The organism is Modestobacter versicolor, assembly GCF_014195485.1.
Lineage (GTDB): Bacteria > Actinomycetota > Actinomycetes > Mycobacteriales > Geodermatophilaceae > Modestobacter > Modestobacter versicolor.
Window position 1 is genome coordinate 312,727 of the sequence record NZ_JACIBU010000001.1, and the last position, 17,290, is coordinate 330,016.

The window sequence follows — 17,290 nt, forward strand, 5'->3', positions numbered from 1 at the left end:
CGTTCCTGTCGCTTCCGTTCCGCCGACGAGGAGAAGTGCCATGAGCGTGGTCCGGACCTGGGTGTTCCCGGTGCTGAGGTTGGTCATCTGGGCCGTGATCGCCGTCGCGCTCGTCGTCCTCGCCTTCCGGGGCGGCACCGGGGGGTCGGTCGACCCGGCCGGGGCCACCGGCGCGCCCGGCGTCGACCTCGGCTCGCCGGAGATCCCGGTCGCCCGCGGCACGGTGACCAACACCGTCTCCGTGCAGGGCTCCGTCGTCGCCGACACCGCCGTGCTGGTCAAGGCCACCGCGGCCGGGACGGTCAGCCGGCTGCACGTCGCCGCCGGGGCCACGGTCGCCGCGGGCGACAAGCTGCTCGACGTCCGGTACGAGGAGGAGCGCCCGCCGGTCGTCGGCAAGGACGCCGAGGGCAACCCGACGTCGACGCCGCGCGACCCGCTGGTCAAGGTCGTCACCGTGACCGCCCCGGTCGCCGGCCGGCTCGCCACCCTCGACGTGCTCAAGGACCAGGTCGTCGCCGTCGGCGACAAGGTGGGCACCGTGTCCGCCGGCACGCTGTCGGTCACCGCGCCGCTCACCCAGGCCGAGCAGTTCCGGCTGCTGAGCCCGCCGAGCACCGCGCAGGTCACCGTCACCGGCGGGCCGGCGCCGTTCACCTGCACCGGCCTCACGCTCGGCGTGCCGGAGGGCCAGGCGGACGCCGGCAGCGCGGGCACCGACCCGATGACCGGTGCGCCGATCAGCGCGACCACGACCGCCCGCTGCGCCGTCCCGGCCGGCACCACCGTCTTCTCCGGGATGGCCGCCACCGTGGCGATCCAGGCCGGCGAGGCCACCGACGTGCTGGTGGTGCCGGTGACCGCGGTGCAGGGCTCGGTGCAGACCGGCCGGGTCTGGGTGCCCGGCGCGGACGGCACCCCCGAGGAGCGGCCGGTGACCCTCGGGCTCACCGACGGCGAGCAGGTGGAGATCACCGGCGGGCTCACCGAGGGCGAGCCGGTGCTGCAGTTCGTGCCGGTGCCCGACGACTCCGCCGCCGGCCCGGCCGGGATGGGCGGGCCGTACGGGTGAGCCTGCTGGGGCTGGAGGGCATCGGCCGGGACGTCCGGCTCCCCGACGGCAGCCTGCTGCCGGTCCTCGCCGGCGTCGACCTCAGCGTGGAGGCGGGCGAGCACGTCTCGATCGTCGGCCGGTCCGGGTCGGGCAAGTCGACCCTGCTCAACGTGCTCGGCCTGCTCGACAGCCCGACCGCCGGCACCTACCTGCTGGACGGCGAGCCGACCGACGGCCTCGGCGGGCGCCGGCGCTCGCGGCTGCGCGGGGAGACCTTCGGCTTCGTCTTCCAGCAGTTCAACCTGCTGCCCCGGCGCTCGGCGGAGGAGAACGTCGCCGCCCCGCTGCTCTACGCCCGCGGCCGCGAGTTCTTCACCCGCAACCGGGCGGCCCGGGTGATGCTCGACCGGGTGGGCCTGGGGGCGCGCGCCCAGCAGGTGCCCGAGCGGCTCTCCGGCGGTGAGCAGCAGCGGGTGGCGATCGCCCGTGCCCTGGTCCGCCGCCCGCGGGTGGTGCTGGCCGACGAGCCCACCGGCGCGCTGGACGTCGAGACCGGCGCGTCGGTGATGGCGCTGCTGGCCGAGGTGACCGCGGAGAGCGGTGCCGCCCTGATCACCATCACCCACGACCTGTCGGTGGCCGCGCTGGCCGGCCGGCGGTTCCGGCTGGACGCCGGCCGGCTCACCCCGGTGGCCGCGGGCAGCGCGCTGGCGGCGGCGACGAGCGACCGGACCGACACGTGACCGAGCTCGCGAGGGCACACGGGGGCAGGGCATCGGCGAGCACGGTCCCGACGAGCGCCAGCGAGGAGGGGCTGTGATCGGCCTGCTGGGCAGCGTGACCGAGGCCTGGGGCGAGGTCCGGGTGCACAAGGCCCGGGTGCTGCTCTCGCTGGTCGGGGTGTTCCTCGCCGTGCTGGCGATGACGACGGTGACCGCGCTGGGGGAGATGGCCGCCCAGGTGCAGCAGGAGCAGGCCGAGGCCAGCGGCGGCCGCACCGCGACGATCTCGGTGCAGGCCTACGACCCGATGACCGGCACCCTGCCCCAGGCCGAGTGGGAGGCGGGGGTGGACGCACTGGTCGCCCGGTACGGCATGCCGGCGGAGGCGGTCGCCACCACGGCCTACGGCCAGGCGCTGTACCGGATGCCCGGCGGCACCCAGACGATCGACACCATCCGCGTCTCGCCCTCCTACGGGCCGCTGCACCGGATCCAGCCGGTCGAGGGGCGCTGGTTCCGGGCCGGCGACCGGGAGAGCATGTCGCCGGCGCTGGTGGTGAACGAGGACTTCCTCGGCATGCTCGGCGTGGCCGACCTGAGCAGCCGGCCGACCGTGGTGATCGGCGGGCCGCAGCCGGTGCTGGCCACCATCGTCGGGGTGGCGAGGTGGAACTCCGGCTACCCGACCGCCTACCGGATCGACGAGTCGGCCGGGGACGGCGCCGCGGCGACCGGCTCGGCGGGGTACTGGTCACCGCCCAGCCTCGAGCTGTGGGTGCCCTCGGCGCAGGCCGACGCGGTCACCGAGGCGGTGCAGACCGACCTGGCCCGGCTGCTGCCCGGCGCGGAGGTGCAGGCCTTCCGGGCCGACCCGGAGAACCTGGAGAGCACCATCGCCAAGCTGCGGATGGCGGTGCGAGCGGCCGGGCTGGTGGTGCTGGCCCTCGGCGGGCTCGGCGTGCTGAACATCGGCCTGGTCACGGTGCGCCAGCGGATCCGGGAGATCGGCGTCCGGCGCTCGTTCGGGGCGACGTCGGCGCGGGTGTTCTCCGCGGTGGTGCTGGAGAGCGTCGTCGCGACGGCGCTGGCCGGCCTGGCGGCGGTCGCGCTGTCGGTGGCGGTGGTGCGGAACCTGCCGCTGGAGCGGTGGCTGGCCGGCGGGATCCCGCTGGTCGACGCCCCGGGCTTCCCGGTGTCCGCGGCGGTGGAGGGGCTGATCGCGGCGACCGCGGTCGGTGCGCTCGCCGGGCTGGTGCCGGCGCTGATCGCCGTCCGGGTCAAGGTCATCGACGCGATCCGGTTCTGAGCGGAGCGGCCGGGGAGGACGTCCCCGGCCGCTCGCTCAGTGCGTCACAGCGCCAGGCGCTGCCCGACGTAGATCGTGTTCGGGTTCTTCACCGTCGACCGGTTCTGCGCGTACAGCTCACGCCAGGTCATGCCGTGGGCCTTGGCGATCTTGGCGAGGGTGTCGCCGCGGCGGACGGTGTACGTGCCGCCGGACGACTGGCCCGACGACGCCGGTGCCGCGGCCGCCGGAGCGGGTGCGGGAGCCGGTGCCGGTGCCGGTGCCGCGGCGGCCGGTGCGGACGCCGCGGGCGTGCTGCCCCCGGTCAGGTACTTGCCGCAGGTCGGCCAGGCACCGATGCCCTGGCCGACCAGGACCGCCTCGGCGATCTCGATCTGCTGGGCCGGTGTGGCCAGGTCGGCCCGCGGCGCGTACGCGCCGCCGCCGAAGCCCAACCAGGTCGACGAGCTGAACTGCAGCCCGCCGTAGTAGCCGTTGCCGGTGTTGATGCTCCAGTTGCCACCGGACTCGCACTGGGCGACGCCGCTCCAGTCGTGCTCCGCGGCCGACGCCGGTGCGGCGAGGACGCTGATGCCGACGGCGGCTGCGCCGAGGGTGACGGCGCCGCCGCGCAGCAGGGTGCGGGCGCGCGTCATCGAGGTGTGCTCGGACATGGGTGATCCTCCGATCACCGCCGGCGAGGTGAGCTGTCGGGTTCGGGCTGATCGTGCCCGGCCCGCCGTGCGTGGAGCGCACGGCGCGGCTTCACCCCGAGACGCGCGGACGCGTCGGAGAAGTGGTTCCCCCGCCCCCGTCCTGGTTCGACTCGGGAGTCAGGCGACCGGCGGACGGGGTTGGGCGGTCCGGTGCCTCGTGCCCGTCCGGTGTGGCCCGGGCACGCGCACCACTGTCAACGAGACCGCCCGGTTCCGCAGCCGCTGCGCGAGCGGGCTCGGGCATACCCGCAGGACGGCCGCCGACAGGCCGGGCCGGGAACGCCGCAGCGTCCCCGGCCCGTGACCGTCCGTGTGCCGTTCCTCAGTGCTCCCGGACGAGCAGGGCGACCGGCAGCTGGGCGAGCACCTCCGCCAGCGGGGCCCCGCCGGCCGTCGAGACGACCCGGCCGCCGGTGAGCAGGTCCTGCCACGCACCGGTCGGCAGGTGCAGGGCCGTCTCGCCCCACCCGGCCTCGGCCAGGTGCACCGGGCGCCGGGTGGCGACGGTGACCACCTCGCCGCGGTCGAAGGCGACCACGCAGTCGGCGGCCGCGCCGGTGGCCTCGACCGGGGTGTAGCCGGTGAACGCCTCCGGGTGGTCGCGCCGGTGCCGCAACGCGCGGGAGACCACCAGCAGCTTGGCCGCCCCGGTCTCGTCGACCGGCGGCACCCAGCCCTCGTCCAGCCGGGCCAGCAGGCTGCGCCGCTGGTCGTAGTCGACCGGGCGGCGGTTGTCCGGGTCGACCAGCGAGAAGTCCCAGAGCTCGGTGCCCTGGTAGACGTCCGGGACGCCGGGCATCGTCAGCTGCAGCAGCTTCTGCGACAGCGAGTTCGAGTACCCGAACGGCGCGATCCGGGCGACGAACTGCTCGATCTCCGCGTGCGTCGTCGCGTCGTCGAACGCGGCGTCGACCAGGGCGTGCAGCTGGTCCTCGAACTCCTGCACCGGGTTGGTCCAGGTGGTCGAGGTGCCGGCCTCGCGGGCCGCCTTCTCCACGTAGGCGTGCGCCCGCTCCCGGGACAGCGGCCAGGCGCCGACCAGGTTCTGCCACACCAGGTGCGCCAGCGACCGGTCGGCCAGCGGGTGCCGGCCGGTCCAGCCGCGCACCAGGCCGGCCCACTCGGTGGGCAGCTCGGCCAGCACGGCCAGCCGCGACCGGACGTCCTCGCTGCGCTTGGTGTCGTGGGTGGACAGCGTCGTCATCGACGCCGGCTTGACCTCCTGGCGGTGCTGCTGCGCGGCGTGGAACGCCTCGACCGTCGTCCCGAACCGTGCCGGGTCGCCGCCCACCTCGTTGAGCGCCACGAACCGCGACCACCGGTAGTAGGCGCTGTCCTCGACGCCCTTGGCCATCACCGGCCCGGAGGTCTGCTCGAACCGGGTGGCCAGCTCGGTGCCGGCCGTGCCCAGCAGCGGGTGCAGCGCGTCGACGGCGGCGGTGAGGTCGGGACGGCGGAGCTTGACCGCGGCCACCGTCTCGTCCAGGTGCTCGCGGCCGTCGGGCAGGTAGCTGCGGTAGACCGGGAAGCTGGCGAGCAGCTCGGCCAGCCCCTCGGTGACCTGCTCGGCCGGCACGCCCGGCAGCTCGCCGACGATGCGGTGCAGCCGGGCCACCTCCGAGCCGAGCATGCCGTCGGTGACCTCGCGCTTGCAGTCGTGCACCAGCTGCGCGTAGTCGACCCGGTGGCCGGCCAGCTCGGTGTCCAGCGCGGTGATCGGGGCCTCGCCCGCGGGGTCGACGAGCACGCCGTCGACCTCGGTGAGCGCGTCGTAGCCCGTCGTCCCGGCCGTCCGCCAGCTGCCCGGCAGCTCCTCGCCCGGCTCGAGGATCTTCTCCACCACGGTCCACCGGTCGCCGGTGGCCTCGGCGAGCCGGTCCAGGTAGCCCTTCGGGTCGGCCAGCCCGTCCGGGTGGTCGATCCGCAGCGCGTCGACCGCGCCGGACCCCACCAGCTCCACGACCAGCGCGTGGGTGGCCCGGAAGACCTCGGGGTCCTCCACCCGCAGCCCGGCGAGGGTGTTGATCGCGAAGAACCGGCGGTAGTTGAGCTGGTCGTCGGCGCGGCGCCAGTCGACCAGCTCGTAGTGCTGGCGGTCGTGCACCTCCTGCGGGGTGCCGTCGCCGGTGCCCGGCGCGATCGGGAACCGGTTGTCGTAGTAGCGCAGCTCGCCGTCGACGACCTCGAGCTTCGAGACGTCGTCCGCGCTGCCCAGCACCGGGACGCGGACCCTCCCGCCACCGAAGTCCCAGTCGACGTCGAACGCGTCGGCGTGCGCGCTGCCCCGGCCGTGCTGGAGCAGGTCCCACCACCAGCTCGACTCCGCCGGGTCGCTGACGCCCATGTGGTTGGGCACCAGGTCCAGCACCAGGCCGAGACCCCGCTCGTGCAGCGCGGCGACGAACCGGTCGAGGCCGGCCCGCCCGCCGCGCGGCTCGTCGACGTGCTCGTGGTCGACGGTGTCGTACCCGTGCGTGCTGCCCGCGGCGGACCGCAGCAGCGGCGAGGAGTAGGCGTGGGTCACCCCGAGGTCGGCGAGGTAGCCGGCCACCGACGCCGCGTCGTCCAGGGTGAACTCCGCCGTCACCTGCAGCCGGTAGGTGCCGGCCGGCACCTCCCGACGGCGGCCGTGCTGCTCGGGAGCCTGCTCGGTCACGGCGCCGCCTGGAGGACCACGGTGGCGCGGGCGGCGACGGTCAGCGTCTCGCCGGCCTTGACCTGCAGCGGCTCGACCTCGCCGAGCTCGGCGGTGTCGACGACGACCGTCCAGCCCTCGGCGTAGTCACTGCTGGGCAGGGTGAAGTCGATCGGCTCGTGGTGGGCGTTGAAGGCCAGGTAGAAGCAGTCGTCGACGACGTCCTCGCCGCGCTCGTCGGTCTCCCGGATGCCGTGGCCGTTGAGGTACATGGCCAGCGACTTGGCGAAGCCGACGTCCCAGTCGTCGTCGTCCATCACGTCACCGCCGGGGGTGAGCCAGGCGATGTCCTGCACCGGGTCGCCCTCCTCGCGCCGCACCGGGCGGCCGTGGAAGAACCGGCGGCGGCGGAAGGTCGGGTGGTCGGTGCGCAGCTTGGTGACCAGCTTGGTGAACTCCAGCAGGCCCTCGTCGACGTCCTCCCAGTTGATCCAGGTGATCTCGTCGTCCTGGCAGTAGCCGTTGTTGTTGCCGCGCTGGGTGCGGCCCAGCTCGTCACCGTGCAGCAGCATCGGCACGCCCTGGCTGAGCATCAGCGAGGCGATGAAGTTCCGCCGCTGCTGCGCGCGCAGCGCCAGGATCTCCGGGTCGTCGGTGTCGCCCTCGACGCCGCAGTTCCAGCTGCGGTTGTGGCTCTCGCCGTCGTTGTTGTCCTCGCCGTTGGCCTCGTTGTGCTTCTCGTTGTAGGAGACCAGGTCGTTGAGGGTGAAGCCGTCGTGCGCGGTGACGAAGTTGATGCTGGCCACCGGGCGCCGGCCGGAGTGCTGGTACAGGTCGGCCGAGCCGGAGATGCGGCTGGCGAACTCGCCGATGGTGGCGTCCTCGCCGCGCCAGAAGTCGCGGACCGTGTCGCGGTACTTGCCGTTCCACTCGGTCCACAGCGCCGGGAAGTTGCCGACCTGGTAACCGCCGTCGCCGATGTCCCACGGCTCGGCGATCAGCTTGACCTGGCTGACGATCGGGTCCTGGTGGACCAGGTCGAAGAACGCCGACAGCCGGTCGACCTCGTGGAACTGGCGGGCCAGCGACGACGCGAGGTCGAAGCGGAAGCCGTCGACGTGCATCTCGGTCACCCAGTAGCGCAGCGAGTCCATGATCAGCTGCAGCGACTGCGGGGTCGCGACGTTCAGCGAGTTCCCGGTGCCGGTGGTGTCCATGTAGTACTGCTCGTCGCCCTCGACCAGCCGGTAGTAGGCCTTGTTGTCGATGCCGCGGAACGACAGCGTCGGGCCCATGTGGTTGCCCTCGGCGGTGTGGTTGTAGACCACGTCGAGGATGACCTCGATGCCCGCCTCGTGCAGGGCGCGGACCATGCCCTTGAACTCCTGCACCTGCTGGCCGTCGGTGTCCTGCGCGTACTCGTTGTGCGGCGCGAAGAAGCCGATCGTGTTGTAGCCCCAGTAGTTGCGCAGGCCCTTCTGCAGCAGCGTGTCGTCCTGCACGAACTGGTGCACCGGCATGAGCTCGATGGCGGTGATGCCCAGTTCCTGCAGGTGCTCGATGATCGCGGGGTGCGCGACGCCGGCGTAGGTGCCGCGCAGGTCCTCGGGCACGCGCGGGTGGGTCATGGTCAGGCCCTTGACGTGGGCCTCGTAGATGACCGTCTTGTTGTAGGGCGTCTTCGGCGGGCGGTCGACGCCCCAGTCGAAGTAGGGGTTGATGACGACGGACTTCGGCATGTGCGCCGCCGAGTCGTCGTCGTTCCGCTCGCCGGACTCGAAGCGGTAGCCGAAGACCGACTCGTCCCAGTCGATCTGGCCGTCGATGGCCTTGGCGTAGGGGTCGAGCAGCAGCTTGTTCGGGTTGCACCGCAGCCCCTGGGCGGGGTCGTGCGGGCCGTGCACCCGGAAGCCGTAGCGCTGGCCGGGCTGGATGCCGGGGAGGAAGGCGTGCCAGACGTACGCGTCCATCTCCGGGAGCCGGATGCGCTCCTCGTTGCCCTGCTCGTCGAACAGGCACAGCTCGATCTTCTCGGCCACCTCGCTGAAGATGGCGAAGTTGGTGCCGGTGCCGTCGTAGGTCGCTCCGAGGGGGTAGGCGGAACCGGGCCACACCTGGGTGGTCATGAAGAGGTCGTCCTCCTGAAGCAGTGCGTGCCTGCGCGGGGGGCAGGCACGGGTCGTGGCGGCTGGACCCCAGGGGGTCCGAGGTCAGATGCCCGCAGCTCGGGCTCCGCACACCTGTTCATGAGGCAGGACACGTGCGCGGGGGCGCCGGGTGGGGGCGGATCTCCGACCGGAGTCTGCCAAGACGTCGCCCGGCGTGGCGGGGAGCGGGTCGCGACGGTGTCCGCGCAGGTGGGCCCGGGGACGACGACGCCCTCCGCGGTGGACCGCGGAGGGCGTCGTGCGTGGCCCGGTGGACCCCGGACCGGGCGGCAGCGGCCGGGCCCACCGACCTCGCCCGGGGTCCGGGTGGCGCTGGTGGGGGAGCGGTGCTGCGCGCGCTGGTGCGGGGAGGACGGTAGGGCCCCGGCGGGGTCGGGGCAAGGGCCCGGGCCGGGCCGGTCGCGCCCCGGGCACCACCAGTCCCACCAGTCGCGCGCCCCGGCTCCGGGGCCGGGGGACGGCGACGGGTGCCGTTCTGTCGCACCCCCGTCGTACCGTCGTCCCCGTGCCCACCTCCACCGACATCCGGCCCACCCGCGGGCGGTTCCGTGTCGTCAGCGAGTTCGAGCCCGCCGGTGACCAGCCGGCGGCGATCAAGGCCCTCGCCGAGCGGGTCAACGCCGGCGAGACCGACACCGTCCTGCTGGGCGCCACCGGCACCGGCAAGTCGGCGACGACCGCCTGGCTGGTCGAGCAGGTGCAGCGCCCGACGCTGGTCATGGCGCCGAACAAGACGCTGGCCGCGCAGCTGGCCAACGAGTTCCGCGAGCTCATGCCCGATGCCGCGGTGGAGTACTTCGTCTCCTACTACGACTACTACCAGCCCGAGGCCTACGTCCCCCAGACGGACACCTACATCGAGAAGGACTCCTCGATCAACGAGGAGGTGGAGCGGCTGCGGCACTCGGCGACCAACAGCCTGCTCACCCGGCGCGACGTCATCGTCGTCTCGACCGTCTCCTGCATCTACGGCCTGGGCACCCCGCAGGAGTACGTGGAGCGCGCGCTCAAGGTGAAGGTGGGGGAGCAGCGCTCGCAGGAGGAGCTGCTGCGCACCCTGGTCACCGAGCAGTACACCCGCAACGACCTGTCGTTCACCCGCGGCACGTTCCGGGTGCGCGGCGACACGATCGAGGTCTTCCCGGTCTACGAGGAGCTCGCCTGCCGGATCGAGATGTTCGGCGACGAGATCGAGCGGCTGTACTACCTGCACCCGCTCACCGGCGAGGTCATCCGCGAGGTCGACGAGCTGTTCGTCTTCCCGGCCACCCACTACGTCGCCGGCCCCGACCGGATGGAGCGGGCGATCGCCGGCATCGAGGCCGAGCTGGAGCAGCGGCTGGCCGAGCTCGACCGGCAGGGCAAGCTGCTGGAGTCCCAGCGGCTGCGCATGCGCACCACCTACGACATCGAGATGATGCGCCAGGTCGGGTTCTGCTCGGGCATCGAGAACTACTCGCGGCACATCGACGGCCGGGCACCTGGCAGCGCCGGCGCCTGCCTCATCGACTACTTCCCCGACGACTTCCTCCTGGTCATCGACGAGTCGCACGTGACCGTGCCGCAGATCGGCGGCATGTACGAGGGCGACATGAGCCGCAAGCGCACCCTGGTGGAGCACGGCTTCCGGCTGCCCTCGGCGATGGACAACCGCCCGCTGAAGTGGGAGGAGTTCACCGACCGGATCCACCAGACGGTGTACCTGTCGGCGACGCCGGGGCACTACGAGCTCGGCAAGGTCCAGGGTGACGTCGTCGAGCAGGTGATCCGCCCGACCGGCCTGATCGACCCCGAGGTCGTGGTGAAGCCGACCAAGGGCCAGATCGACGACCTGGTCCACGAGATCCGGCTGCGCACCGAGAAGGACGAGCGGGTCCTGGTCACCACGCTGACCAAGAAGATGTCCGAGGACCTCACCGACTACCTGCTCGAGCTGGGCATCAAGGTGCGGTACCTGCACTCCGAGGTCGACACGCTGCGCCGGGTGGAGCTGCTGCGCGAGCTGCGGCAGGGCGAGTACGACGTGCTCGTCGGCATCAACCTGCTGCGCGAGGGCCTCGACCTGCCCGAGGTGTCGCTGGTCGCGATCCTCGACGCGGACAAGGAGGGCTTCCTCCGCTCCGGCACCTCGCTGATCCAGACCATCGGCCGCGCGGCGCGCAACGTCTCCGGCCAGGTGCACATGTACGCCGACAAGATCACCCCGTCGATGGCCCAGGCCATCGAGGAGACCAACCGGCGCCGCGAGAAGCAGATCGCCTACAACACCGAGCGGGGCATCGACCCCCAGCCGCTGCGGAAGAAGATCGTCGACATCCTCGACGGCATCTACAAGACCGCCGAGGACACCGAGGCGGCCACCGAGCTGCTCGGTGGCTCCGGCCGGCAGCAGTCGCGCGGGAAGTCGCCGGTCCCGGGGCTGTCGTCGAAGGGCAAGGCCAAGGCCGGGTCCATCGACGTTCAGGGGCTGCCGCGCAACGAGCTGGCCGACCTCATCACCCAGATGAACGACCAGATGCTGGCCGCCGCCCGCGAGCTGCAGTTCGAGGTCGCGGCCCGGCTGCGCGACGAGCTGAACGAGCTGAAGCGGGAGCTCCGGCAGTTCGACGCCGCGCACGCCTGATCAGGGGCGCCTGGCGCCCCACCGCTCGCACGCTCGCCGCAGGCCCCTGCGAGGGGGCCGGGCGAGCAGCTGGCCGACGGTCACGGTGTGCGCTCCGGCGGGGTGATCGAGCCTCCGGGTCGGCCTCCTCGCACACCGTCGCCGGGCGGAGCTGAGGGCCGAGCAGAAAAGATCTCGGCGGCGGGAACCCTGGCCGGCGGTTGAGCGTTCACCCAGAGACGAACCGGGGCCGCTGGGCGATGCCGCCTGCTCGGAGCCGGTTCGACGTGGAGGGGAGTACCCCGCCCACAGCACCGTCGTCAACACGAGGTCCCACGACCTCCGGCGCTGCTGGCCGACAACGTCCGTCGGTGGGGGAGACCTCCGGTACTGACACACGTCTGTCTACCGGAGGCACCCTGTATGGACGTCCCGTTCTGGATCTGGGCGATCACGATCGCCGCGATCGTCGGCATGCTCGTCTTCGACTTCGTCGGCCACGTGCGCACCCCGCACGCCCCCTCGCTGAAGGAGGCCGCGACCTGGTCGGCGGTCTACGTCGGCATCGCCGTGCTGTTCGGTCTCGGCGTCTTCTGGTTCGGCGGGGCCACCCCGGGCGGTGAGTACTTCGCCGGCTACATCACCGAGAAGAGCCTCTCGGTCGACAACCTCTTCGTCTTCGTGCTGATCATGGCCAGCTTCGGCGTCCCCCGGATCGCCCAGCAGAAGGTGCTGCTCTTCGGCATCACCTTCGCGCTGGTGCTCCGCACGATCTTCATCCTCATCGGCGCGGCGGCGATCGAGAACTACAGCTGGGTGTTCTGGATCTTCGGCGGCATCCTGATCTACACCGCCGTCGTCCAGGCCCGCAGTGGTGGCCACAACGGTGACGAGGAGTTCAAGGAGAACGCCGTCCTCCGGCTGGTGCGCCGGGTCGTGCCGACCACCGAGGAGCACCACGGCGACAAGATGACGGTGAAGCTGCAGGGCAAGCGGTACATCACGCCCCTGGCCATCGCGCTCATCGCCATCGGCAGCGCCGACATCATCTTCGCCGTCGACTCGATCCCGGCGATCTTCGGTCTGACCCAGGACACCTACCTGGTGTTCGCCGCCAACGCCTTCTCCCTGCTGGGCTTGCGGCAGCTGTTCTTCCTCATCGACGGCCTGCTCGACCGGCTGGTCTACCTGGCCTACGGGCTCGCGGTGATCCTCACCTTCATCGGCGCCAAGCTGGTCATCCACGCCATGCACACCAACGAGCTGTCCTGGATCAACGGCGGCGAGCACATCACCGTGATCCCGGAGATCCCGACCTGGCTCTCGCTGGCGGTCATCCTGGTGACCCTGCTGGTGACGACGGTGACCAGCCTCCGGCACGACCGGAAGGTGCGCGAGCGCCGTCAGGCCCGGGACGCCGCCGCCGGCACCGCGACCCCGGCCACCGGCACGGCGACCCCCACCACCGGCATCGAGGGCACGGATACCCGGACCGCCACCGACGACCGCACCAGCCACGACGCCGACGGCACCGACGACGTCGACCGGATCAGCGACGACCCGGACGCCGAGCGCGTCGGCCCGGCGGCCGGGCGATGACCACCGCCCCGTCCGTCGTGGACCGGTGCCTCGACCGCGTCGACGTCGGCGAGCTGCTCCGGGCCCCGGCCCAGCCGGTCGACGGGCTGGCCGACGTGCTCGGCCTGCTCGACGACCTCTCCGCGCTCGGCCGGGTCGTCGACGGCGTGGCCCGCCGGCTGGACGTGGTCTCCGGGCTGCGGTCCGGCGAGCTGCAGGCGCTGGCCGCGGTCGCCGAGGGTGCGGTGCACCCCCGCGCCGTCGCCCGGCGCACCGGCCAGGTCGACGAGGCAGGTGCGGCGACGGTCGAGTCGCTGGTGCAGCGCGGGCTGCTCGGCCGGCACCGCCACCCGGCGTCCCCGGCCACCGAGGCCTCGCTGGTCCACCTGACCGAGGCGGGCCGGGTCGTCCTCGCCCAGGTGCAGGGCCTGCAGATCAGGGCGCTGGCCGCCGTGGTGCAGCAGCTCGGCGATGCCGGGGCGGCCAGCCTGCGCAGCACGGTGTCGGCGCTCGGGACGGCGCTCGCGGCGGACCGGCCGGTCGTCGGGGTTCCCGCAGCGCAGCGGACGGTGCAGCCGCTCGGTACCTGACCAGGTCACCGGCGGGGGAGGCGGTGTGCGTCCCCCGCCGGGGTCCGGGCCGGCCGAGCGGGGCCGCAGCCGGCCGCGGAGAAGTTGGCCGGTGCACCTCACAGCCGCCCCGTAGAGTTCGCGCTCGTGGAGCTCCCCGTCTGGTTCGAGATCGCGACGTTCGTGGGGCTCACCGTCCTGCTCCTCGCAGACCTCGCCCTCGTCGTCCGCCGCCCGCACGAGCCCTCCGTGAAGGAGGCGAGCATCTGGGTCACGTTCTACGTGGTGCTGGCCCTGCTCTTCGGCGTGGTCGTCCTGGCGGTGACCAACGGGCAGTTCGCCACCGAGTTCTACGCCGGGTGGCTGACCGAGTACTCGCTCTCGGTCGACAACCTCTTCGTCTTCGTGATCATCATGGCCCGCTTCCAGGTGCCCAGGAAGCTGCAGCAAGAGGTCCTGATGGTCGGGATCATCATCGCCCTGGTCCTCCGCGGGATCTTCATCCTGCTCGGCGCCGAGCTGATCGAGCGCTTCACCTGGGTCTTCTACATCTTCGGCGCCTTCCTCGTGTACACCGCGATCAACCTCGTCCGGCACCGCGACGAGGACGAGGACTACGAGGAGAACGCCTTCATCCGGCGGATGCGCAAGGTCCTGCCGATGACCCCGGACTTCCACGAGAGCAAGATCCGCGTCGTCCAGAACGGCAAGAAGCTGTGGACGCCGATGATCGTGGTGTTCCTGGCGCTGGGCACGACCGACCTGCTCTTCGCGCTGGACAGCATCCCGGCGATCTTCGGGCTCACCCGCGAGCCGTTCATCGTCTTCACCGCGAACATCTTCGCGCTGATGGGCCTGCGCCAGCTGTACTTCCTGCTCGGCGGCCTGCTCAAGCGGCTCGTCTACCTGTCGATCGGCCTGGCCGTCATCCTCGCGTTCATCGGCGTGAAGCTGATCATGGAGGCGCTGCACACCAACGAGCTGCCGTTCATCAACGGCGGTGAGCACATCGAGGCGGTGCCGGAGATCCCGATCTGGCTGTCGCTGTCGATCATCCTCGGCGTCCTGCTGGTGGCGACCGTGGCGAGCCTGCTCAAGACGCGTGGCGAGACGACCGAGGACGCCCCGGCCGAGGTCGCCGAGGGCGAGTCCCCGGTGGGCACCGAGACCACCGGCCGGCCCGCTCCGGCGCCGGAGACCGCCGAGGAGCCCCGGCACACCTGAGCCGCAGCCACCTCCGCCGCCCGCGGGCAGCGGAGGTGGTCGAGCAGCCCGCTCAGCGCGGCGGGATCGTCCCTGCGTCGACGGTGGCGCCGCCGGCGGCGACCAGCTCGCCGTCCCGCCAGACCTCGCGCACCCGGCCGGGCAGCCCGGTGAGGTCGCCGGCGTCGCCGTCCAGGACGACGACGTCCGCGCGCTTGCCCGGCTCCAGGCTGCCCAGCTCGTCGGCCACGCCCAGCAGCTCGGCCGCGGACAGGGTGGCGGCGTGCCAGGCCTGCTCGGGGCTCATCCCGCAGCCGGCCATCAGGCCCAGCTCGGAGAGGTTGTCGCCGTGCGGGCCGACGCCGCTGTCGGTGCCCATGGCGACCTTGACCCCGGCCTCGACGGCCCGGGCGACGGACGCGTCGTGCACCGACTGCACCGACCGCGCCTTCTCGACCACCGCGTCCGGGAGCGAGGCGCCGTTGGCCACCGCGGTCAGCACCGCGCGGGGAGCGGCGAGGGTCGGCACCAGCCAGGTGCCCCGCGTCAGCATCAGCTCGATCGCCTCGTCGTCCAGGTAGATGCCGTGCTCGATGGAGCGGATGCCGGCCCGCACGGCGGCCTTGATGCCCTCCGCACCCTGCGCGTGGGCCATGACGAAGGCACCGGCCGCCTCGGCCTCCTCGACCAGGACGTCGAGCTCGGCCGGGCGGAAGTGCGGGTGCCGCGGGTCGTCCCGGGCGGAGAGAACGCCGCCGCTGGTGGCGACCTTGATGACGTCGGCGCCGGCGCGGAACAGCTCGCGCACGGTGCGGCGCATCTCGTCGGGTCCGTCGACGACGGTGTCCGGGCGCCCCGGGTGCGGGCCCATCAGCGGCACCTCGGCGCCGCAGACGTGCCAGCCGTCGCCGTGCCCGCCGGTCTGGGACAGCATGCTGATCGCGATCTGCATCCGCGGGCCGGCGATGAGGCCGTTGCGCACCGCCTCCGCGACCCCGAGGTCCGCGCCGCCGGCGTCGCGCACGTTCGTGATGCCCAGGGCCAGGGTGCGGCGCAGGTTGTGCACCGCCTCGTAGAACCCGTAGCTGAACGGGGTCTGCAGGTGCCGCAGGGTGTCGACGCCGCTCAGCATCACGTGCACGTGGCAGTCGAACAGGCCCGGCAGCACGGTGGCCCCGGTGCAGTCGACGACCTCGTCGCCGTCCAGCCCGGTGCCGACCTCGACGACCCGGCCGTCCTCCACCGCCACGTCACCTGGTGCTGGGGGGCTGCCCGTGCCGTCGAGGACCTGCCCACCGGAGAACACGCGTCGCGTCATACCGCACCCTAGCGCCTCGTTAGCGGTGCTCAGGATCATCCGGCCGGGCACGGTGGACGGGCGCCTGGTTGGCTGCGGGCATGGGCCCCCCGACCGACGCCGGACGGATCGCCGGTCTGGTCGGCCTGCTGTTCGGCCTGGCCGGCATGGGCAGCGCGGCGGTCGCGGTCACGCTCCCGGCGATCGCCGCCGACCTCGACCTGACCACCGGTGGCGTCTCCTGGGTGATCAGCCTCTACGCGCTGATGCTCGCCGTGGCCACCGCCGTCTACGGCCGGGTCGCCGACCTCGCCGGCATCCGGCTGCCGCTGGTCGTCGGCGTCGGCCTGATGGCCGCCGGCGCGGTGCTCGGCGGCCTGGCACCGAGCTACCCGGTGCTGCTGGGTGCCCGCCTGCTCCAGGGCATGGGCGCGGCCGCGGTGCCGGTGCTCGGCATGGCCATCGTCAGCGCCCGCTACGAGGGCACGGTGCGCACCACGGCGCTCGGCCAGGTCGCCGGCACGGCCGCGGCGGTCAGCGCGCTGGGCCCGCTGACCGGCGGGCTCGTCGCCGACTGGGCGGGCTGGCGGGCGGTCGTGGTGCTTCCGGCGCTCGGGTTGCTGCTGGTGCCGGTGCTGTGGCGCTCGGTCCCCACCGCGGGGACCGGGGCCCGGCTGGACCTGCTGGGTGCGGTCCTGGTCGCCGGCACCGCCGCCGGCCTGGTGCTCCTCGTGCAGTCCCCGGCGTCGGGCGCGGTGATCGCCGCGGTCGGTGCCGCCCTGCTCGGGCTGGGCATCCCGGCGGTCGCCGCGCAGGTGCGTCGCCGGCCGGAGGGCTTCCTGCCCACGGCCGTCCTGCGCGAGCCGGTGGTGGTCCGCAGCGCGCTGGCCGCCTCCGCCGTCCCGGCCGCCTGGTTCGCCCTGCTGATCGCCGTCCCGGCCGTGCTGGCCGGCGAGGGGTGGACGCCGCTGCACATCGGCCTGGCGCTGCTGCCCAGCGCGCTCACCGGGTTCCTCGCCCCGCGGCTGGCCGGCCCGCTGCTGGCCCGGCTGCGCCCCGCGCGGTCGCTGGCCGTCTCCGGGGTCACCGCGACCGTCGCGCTGCTGGTCGCCGCTCTCGGCGCCGCCACCGGGTCGGCGCCCGGGCTGGTGGCGGCCGTCGTCCTGGTGACCTTCGCCTTCGGGCTGGGCCAGCCGGCGCTGATGGCCGCGGTCGGCGGCGCCGTCCCGGTCGAGGTGCGCGGCGTCGCCCTCGGCATCGCCACCCTGGTCTTCCTGGTCGGCGGTGGCGTGGGGTCGGCGGTGGTCGGCGGTGCGGGGGAGGTGCTGGGGCTGGACCGCAGCCTGCTGCTCCTCGCCGTGCTGCCGCTGCTCGGCGCGCTGGGGCTGGTCCCCGGCATCCGGGCGGACCGCCGCGACCCGGGAGCGCTCACCCCTTAGCGGTGCTCACCACCTGGATGGC

Annotated in this window: 12 protein-coding genes and 1 riboswitch; of the genes, 8 read left to right on the top strand and 4 right to left on the bottom strand. The window is 73.0% G+C overall.

Features of this window, described 5'->3' with window-relative positions; all coding sequences use genetic code 11:
• The first annotated feature begins 40 nt into the window (after window positions 1–40).
• The 3 genes from FHX36_RS01445 (at window position 41) to FHX36_RS01455 (ending at window position 3,082) form a co-directional block, all read left to right on the top strand.
• Window positions 41–1,072, top strand: a complete 1,032-nt coding sequence (locus FHX36_RS01445) for an efflux RND transporter periplasmic adaptor subunit (RefSeq protein WP_110550561.1) — start codon at window positions 41–43, stop codon at window positions 1,070–1,072.
• Entirely contained in the window at window positions 1,069–1,797 is a 729-nt protein-coding gene (locus FHX36_RS01450) for an ABC transporter ATP-binding protein (RefSeq protein WP_110550562.1), read from the top strand. The genes FHX36_RS01445 and FHX36_RS01450 overlap by 4 nt, the downstream gene beginning before the upstream one ends.
• A 73-nt stretch (window positions 1,798–1,870) precedes the next feature.
• Window positions 1,871–3,082: an ABC transporter permease gene (locus tag FHX36_RS01455; RefSeq protein ID WP_110550563.1), complete on the top strand. Its 1,212-nt coding sequence runs from the start codon at window positions 1,871–1,873 to the stop codon at window positions 3,080–3,082.
• A 44-nt stretch (window positions 3,083–3,126) separates the two neighbouring features.
• Here the strand turns inward: FHX36_RS01455 and FHX36_RS01460 are convergent, their stop codons facing one another.
• The 3 genes from FHX36_RS01460 to glgX all read right to left on the bottom strand — a co-directional run bounded on the left by FHX36_RS01460 (window position 3,127) and on the right by glgX (window position 8,538).
• Window positions 3,127–3,735, bottom strand: coding sequence for a LysM peptidoglycan-binding domain-containing protein (locus FHX36_RS01460; protein ID WP_110550564.1), 609 nt, complete (start codon window positions 3,733–3,735; stop codon window positions 3,127–3,129).
• A gap of 3 nt (window positions 3,736–3,738) precedes the next feature.
• Window positions 3,739–3,898, bottom strand: a riboswitch (cyclic di-AMP (ydaO/yuaA leader).
• Window positions 3,899–4,099: 201 nt separating this feature from the next.
• A complete protein-coding gene (gene treY / locus FHX36_RS01465; protein ID WP_181428603.1) occupies window positions 4,100–6,433 on the bottom strand; it encodes a malto-oligosyltrehalose synthase in 2,334 nt (777 codons plus the stop codon).
• Window positions 6,430–8,538, bottom strand: coding sequence for a glycogen debranching protein GlgX (gene glgX, locus FHX36_RS01470; protein WP_110550565.1), 2,109 nt, complete (start codon window positions 8,536–8,538; stop codon window positions 6,430–6,432). The genes treY and glgX overlap by 4 nt, the downstream gene beginning before the upstream one ends.
• A gap of 547 nt (window positions 8,539–9,085) precedes the next feature.
• Here glgX and uvrB point away from each other — a divergent pair.
• The 4 genes from uvrB to FHX36_RS01490 all read left to right on the top strand — a co-directional run bounded on the left by uvrB (window position 9,086) and on the right by FHX36_RS01490 (window position 14,553).
• Window positions 9,086–11,203, top strand: a complete 2,118-nt coding sequence (gene uvrB / locus FHX36_RS01475) for an excinuclease ABC subunit UvrB (RefSeq protein WP_110550566.1) — start codon at window positions 9,086–9,088, stop codon at window positions 11,201–11,203.
• Window positions 11,204–11,605: 402 nt separating this feature from the next.
• Window positions 11,606–12,781, top strand: a complete 1,176-nt coding sequence (locus tag FHX36_RS01480; RefSeq protein ID WP_246405384.1) for a TerC family protein — start codon at window positions 11,606–11,608, stop codon at window positions 12,779–12,781.
• Window positions 12,778–13,350 (top strand): helix-turn-helix domain-containing protein, encoded by a 573-nt coding sequence (locus FHX36_RS01485; protein WP_110550567.1) that lies wholly within the window; start codon window positions 12,778–12,780, stop codon window positions 13,348–13,350. The genes FHX36_RS01480 and FHX36_RS01485 overlap by 4 nt, the downstream gene beginning before the upstream one ends.
• Window positions 13,351–13,476: 126 nt before the next feature.
• Entirely contained in the window at window positions 13,477–14,553 is a 1,077-nt protein-coding gene (locus tag FHX36_RS01490) for a TerC family protein (protein ID WP_110550568.1), read from the top strand.
• A gap of 52 nt (window positions 14,554–14,605) precedes the next feature.
• On the opposite strand, the gene FHX36_RS01495 is transcribed toward FHX36_RS01490, so the two are convergent.
• Complete coding sequence (locus FHX36_RS01495; protein WP_110550569.1) at window positions 14,606–15,850, bottom strand: metal-dependent hydrolase family protein; 1,245 nt, start codon at window positions 15,848–15,850, stop codon at window positions 14,606–14,608.
• Window positions 15,851–15,930: 80 nt separating this feature from the next.
• Between FHX36_RS01495 and FHX36_RS01500 the strand changes: the two genes are divergently transcribed.
• Window positions 15,931–17,268, top strand: coding sequence for an MFS transporter (locus tag FHX36_RS01500; protein WP_110550570.1), 1,338 nt, complete (start codon window positions 15,931–15,933; stop codon window positions 17,266–17,268).
• The last annotated feature ends 22 nt before the right edge of the window (window positions 17,269–17,290 follow it).

What these genes read in the sequence shown, in the direction of transcription:
- glgX (WP_110550565.1), bottom strand. Translation starts at nt 8,538, where the DNA reads ATGACCACCCAGGTGTGGCCCGGTTCCGCCTACCCCCTCGGAGCGACC.
- FHX36_RS01480 (WP_246405384.1), top strand. Translation starts at nt 11,606, where the DNA reads ATGGACGTCCCGTTCTGGATCTGGGCGATCACGATCGCCGCGATCGTC.
- FHX36_RS01460 (WP_110550564.1), bottom strand. Translation starts at nt 3,735, where the DNA reads ATGTCCGAGCACACCTCGATGACGCGCGCCCGCACCCTGCTGCGCGGC.
- FHX36_RS01485 (WP_110550567.1), top strand. Translation starts at nt 12,778, where the DNA reads ATGACCACCGCCCCGTCCGTCGTGGACCGGTGCCTCGACCGCGTCGAC.
- FHX36_RS01445 (WP_110550561.1), top strand. Translation starts at nt 41, where the DNA reads ATGAGCGTGGTCCGGACCTGGGTGTTCCCGGTGCTGAGGTTGGTCATC.
- FHX36_RS01500 (WP_110550570.1), top strand. Translation starts at nt 15,931, where the DNA reads ATGGGCCCCCCGACCGACGCCGGACGGATCGCCGGTCTGGTCGGCCTG.
- FHX36_RS01495 (WP_110550569.1), bottom strand. Translation starts at nt 15,850, where the DNA reads ATGACGCGACGCGTGTTCTCCGGTGGGCAGGTCCTCGACGGCACGGGC.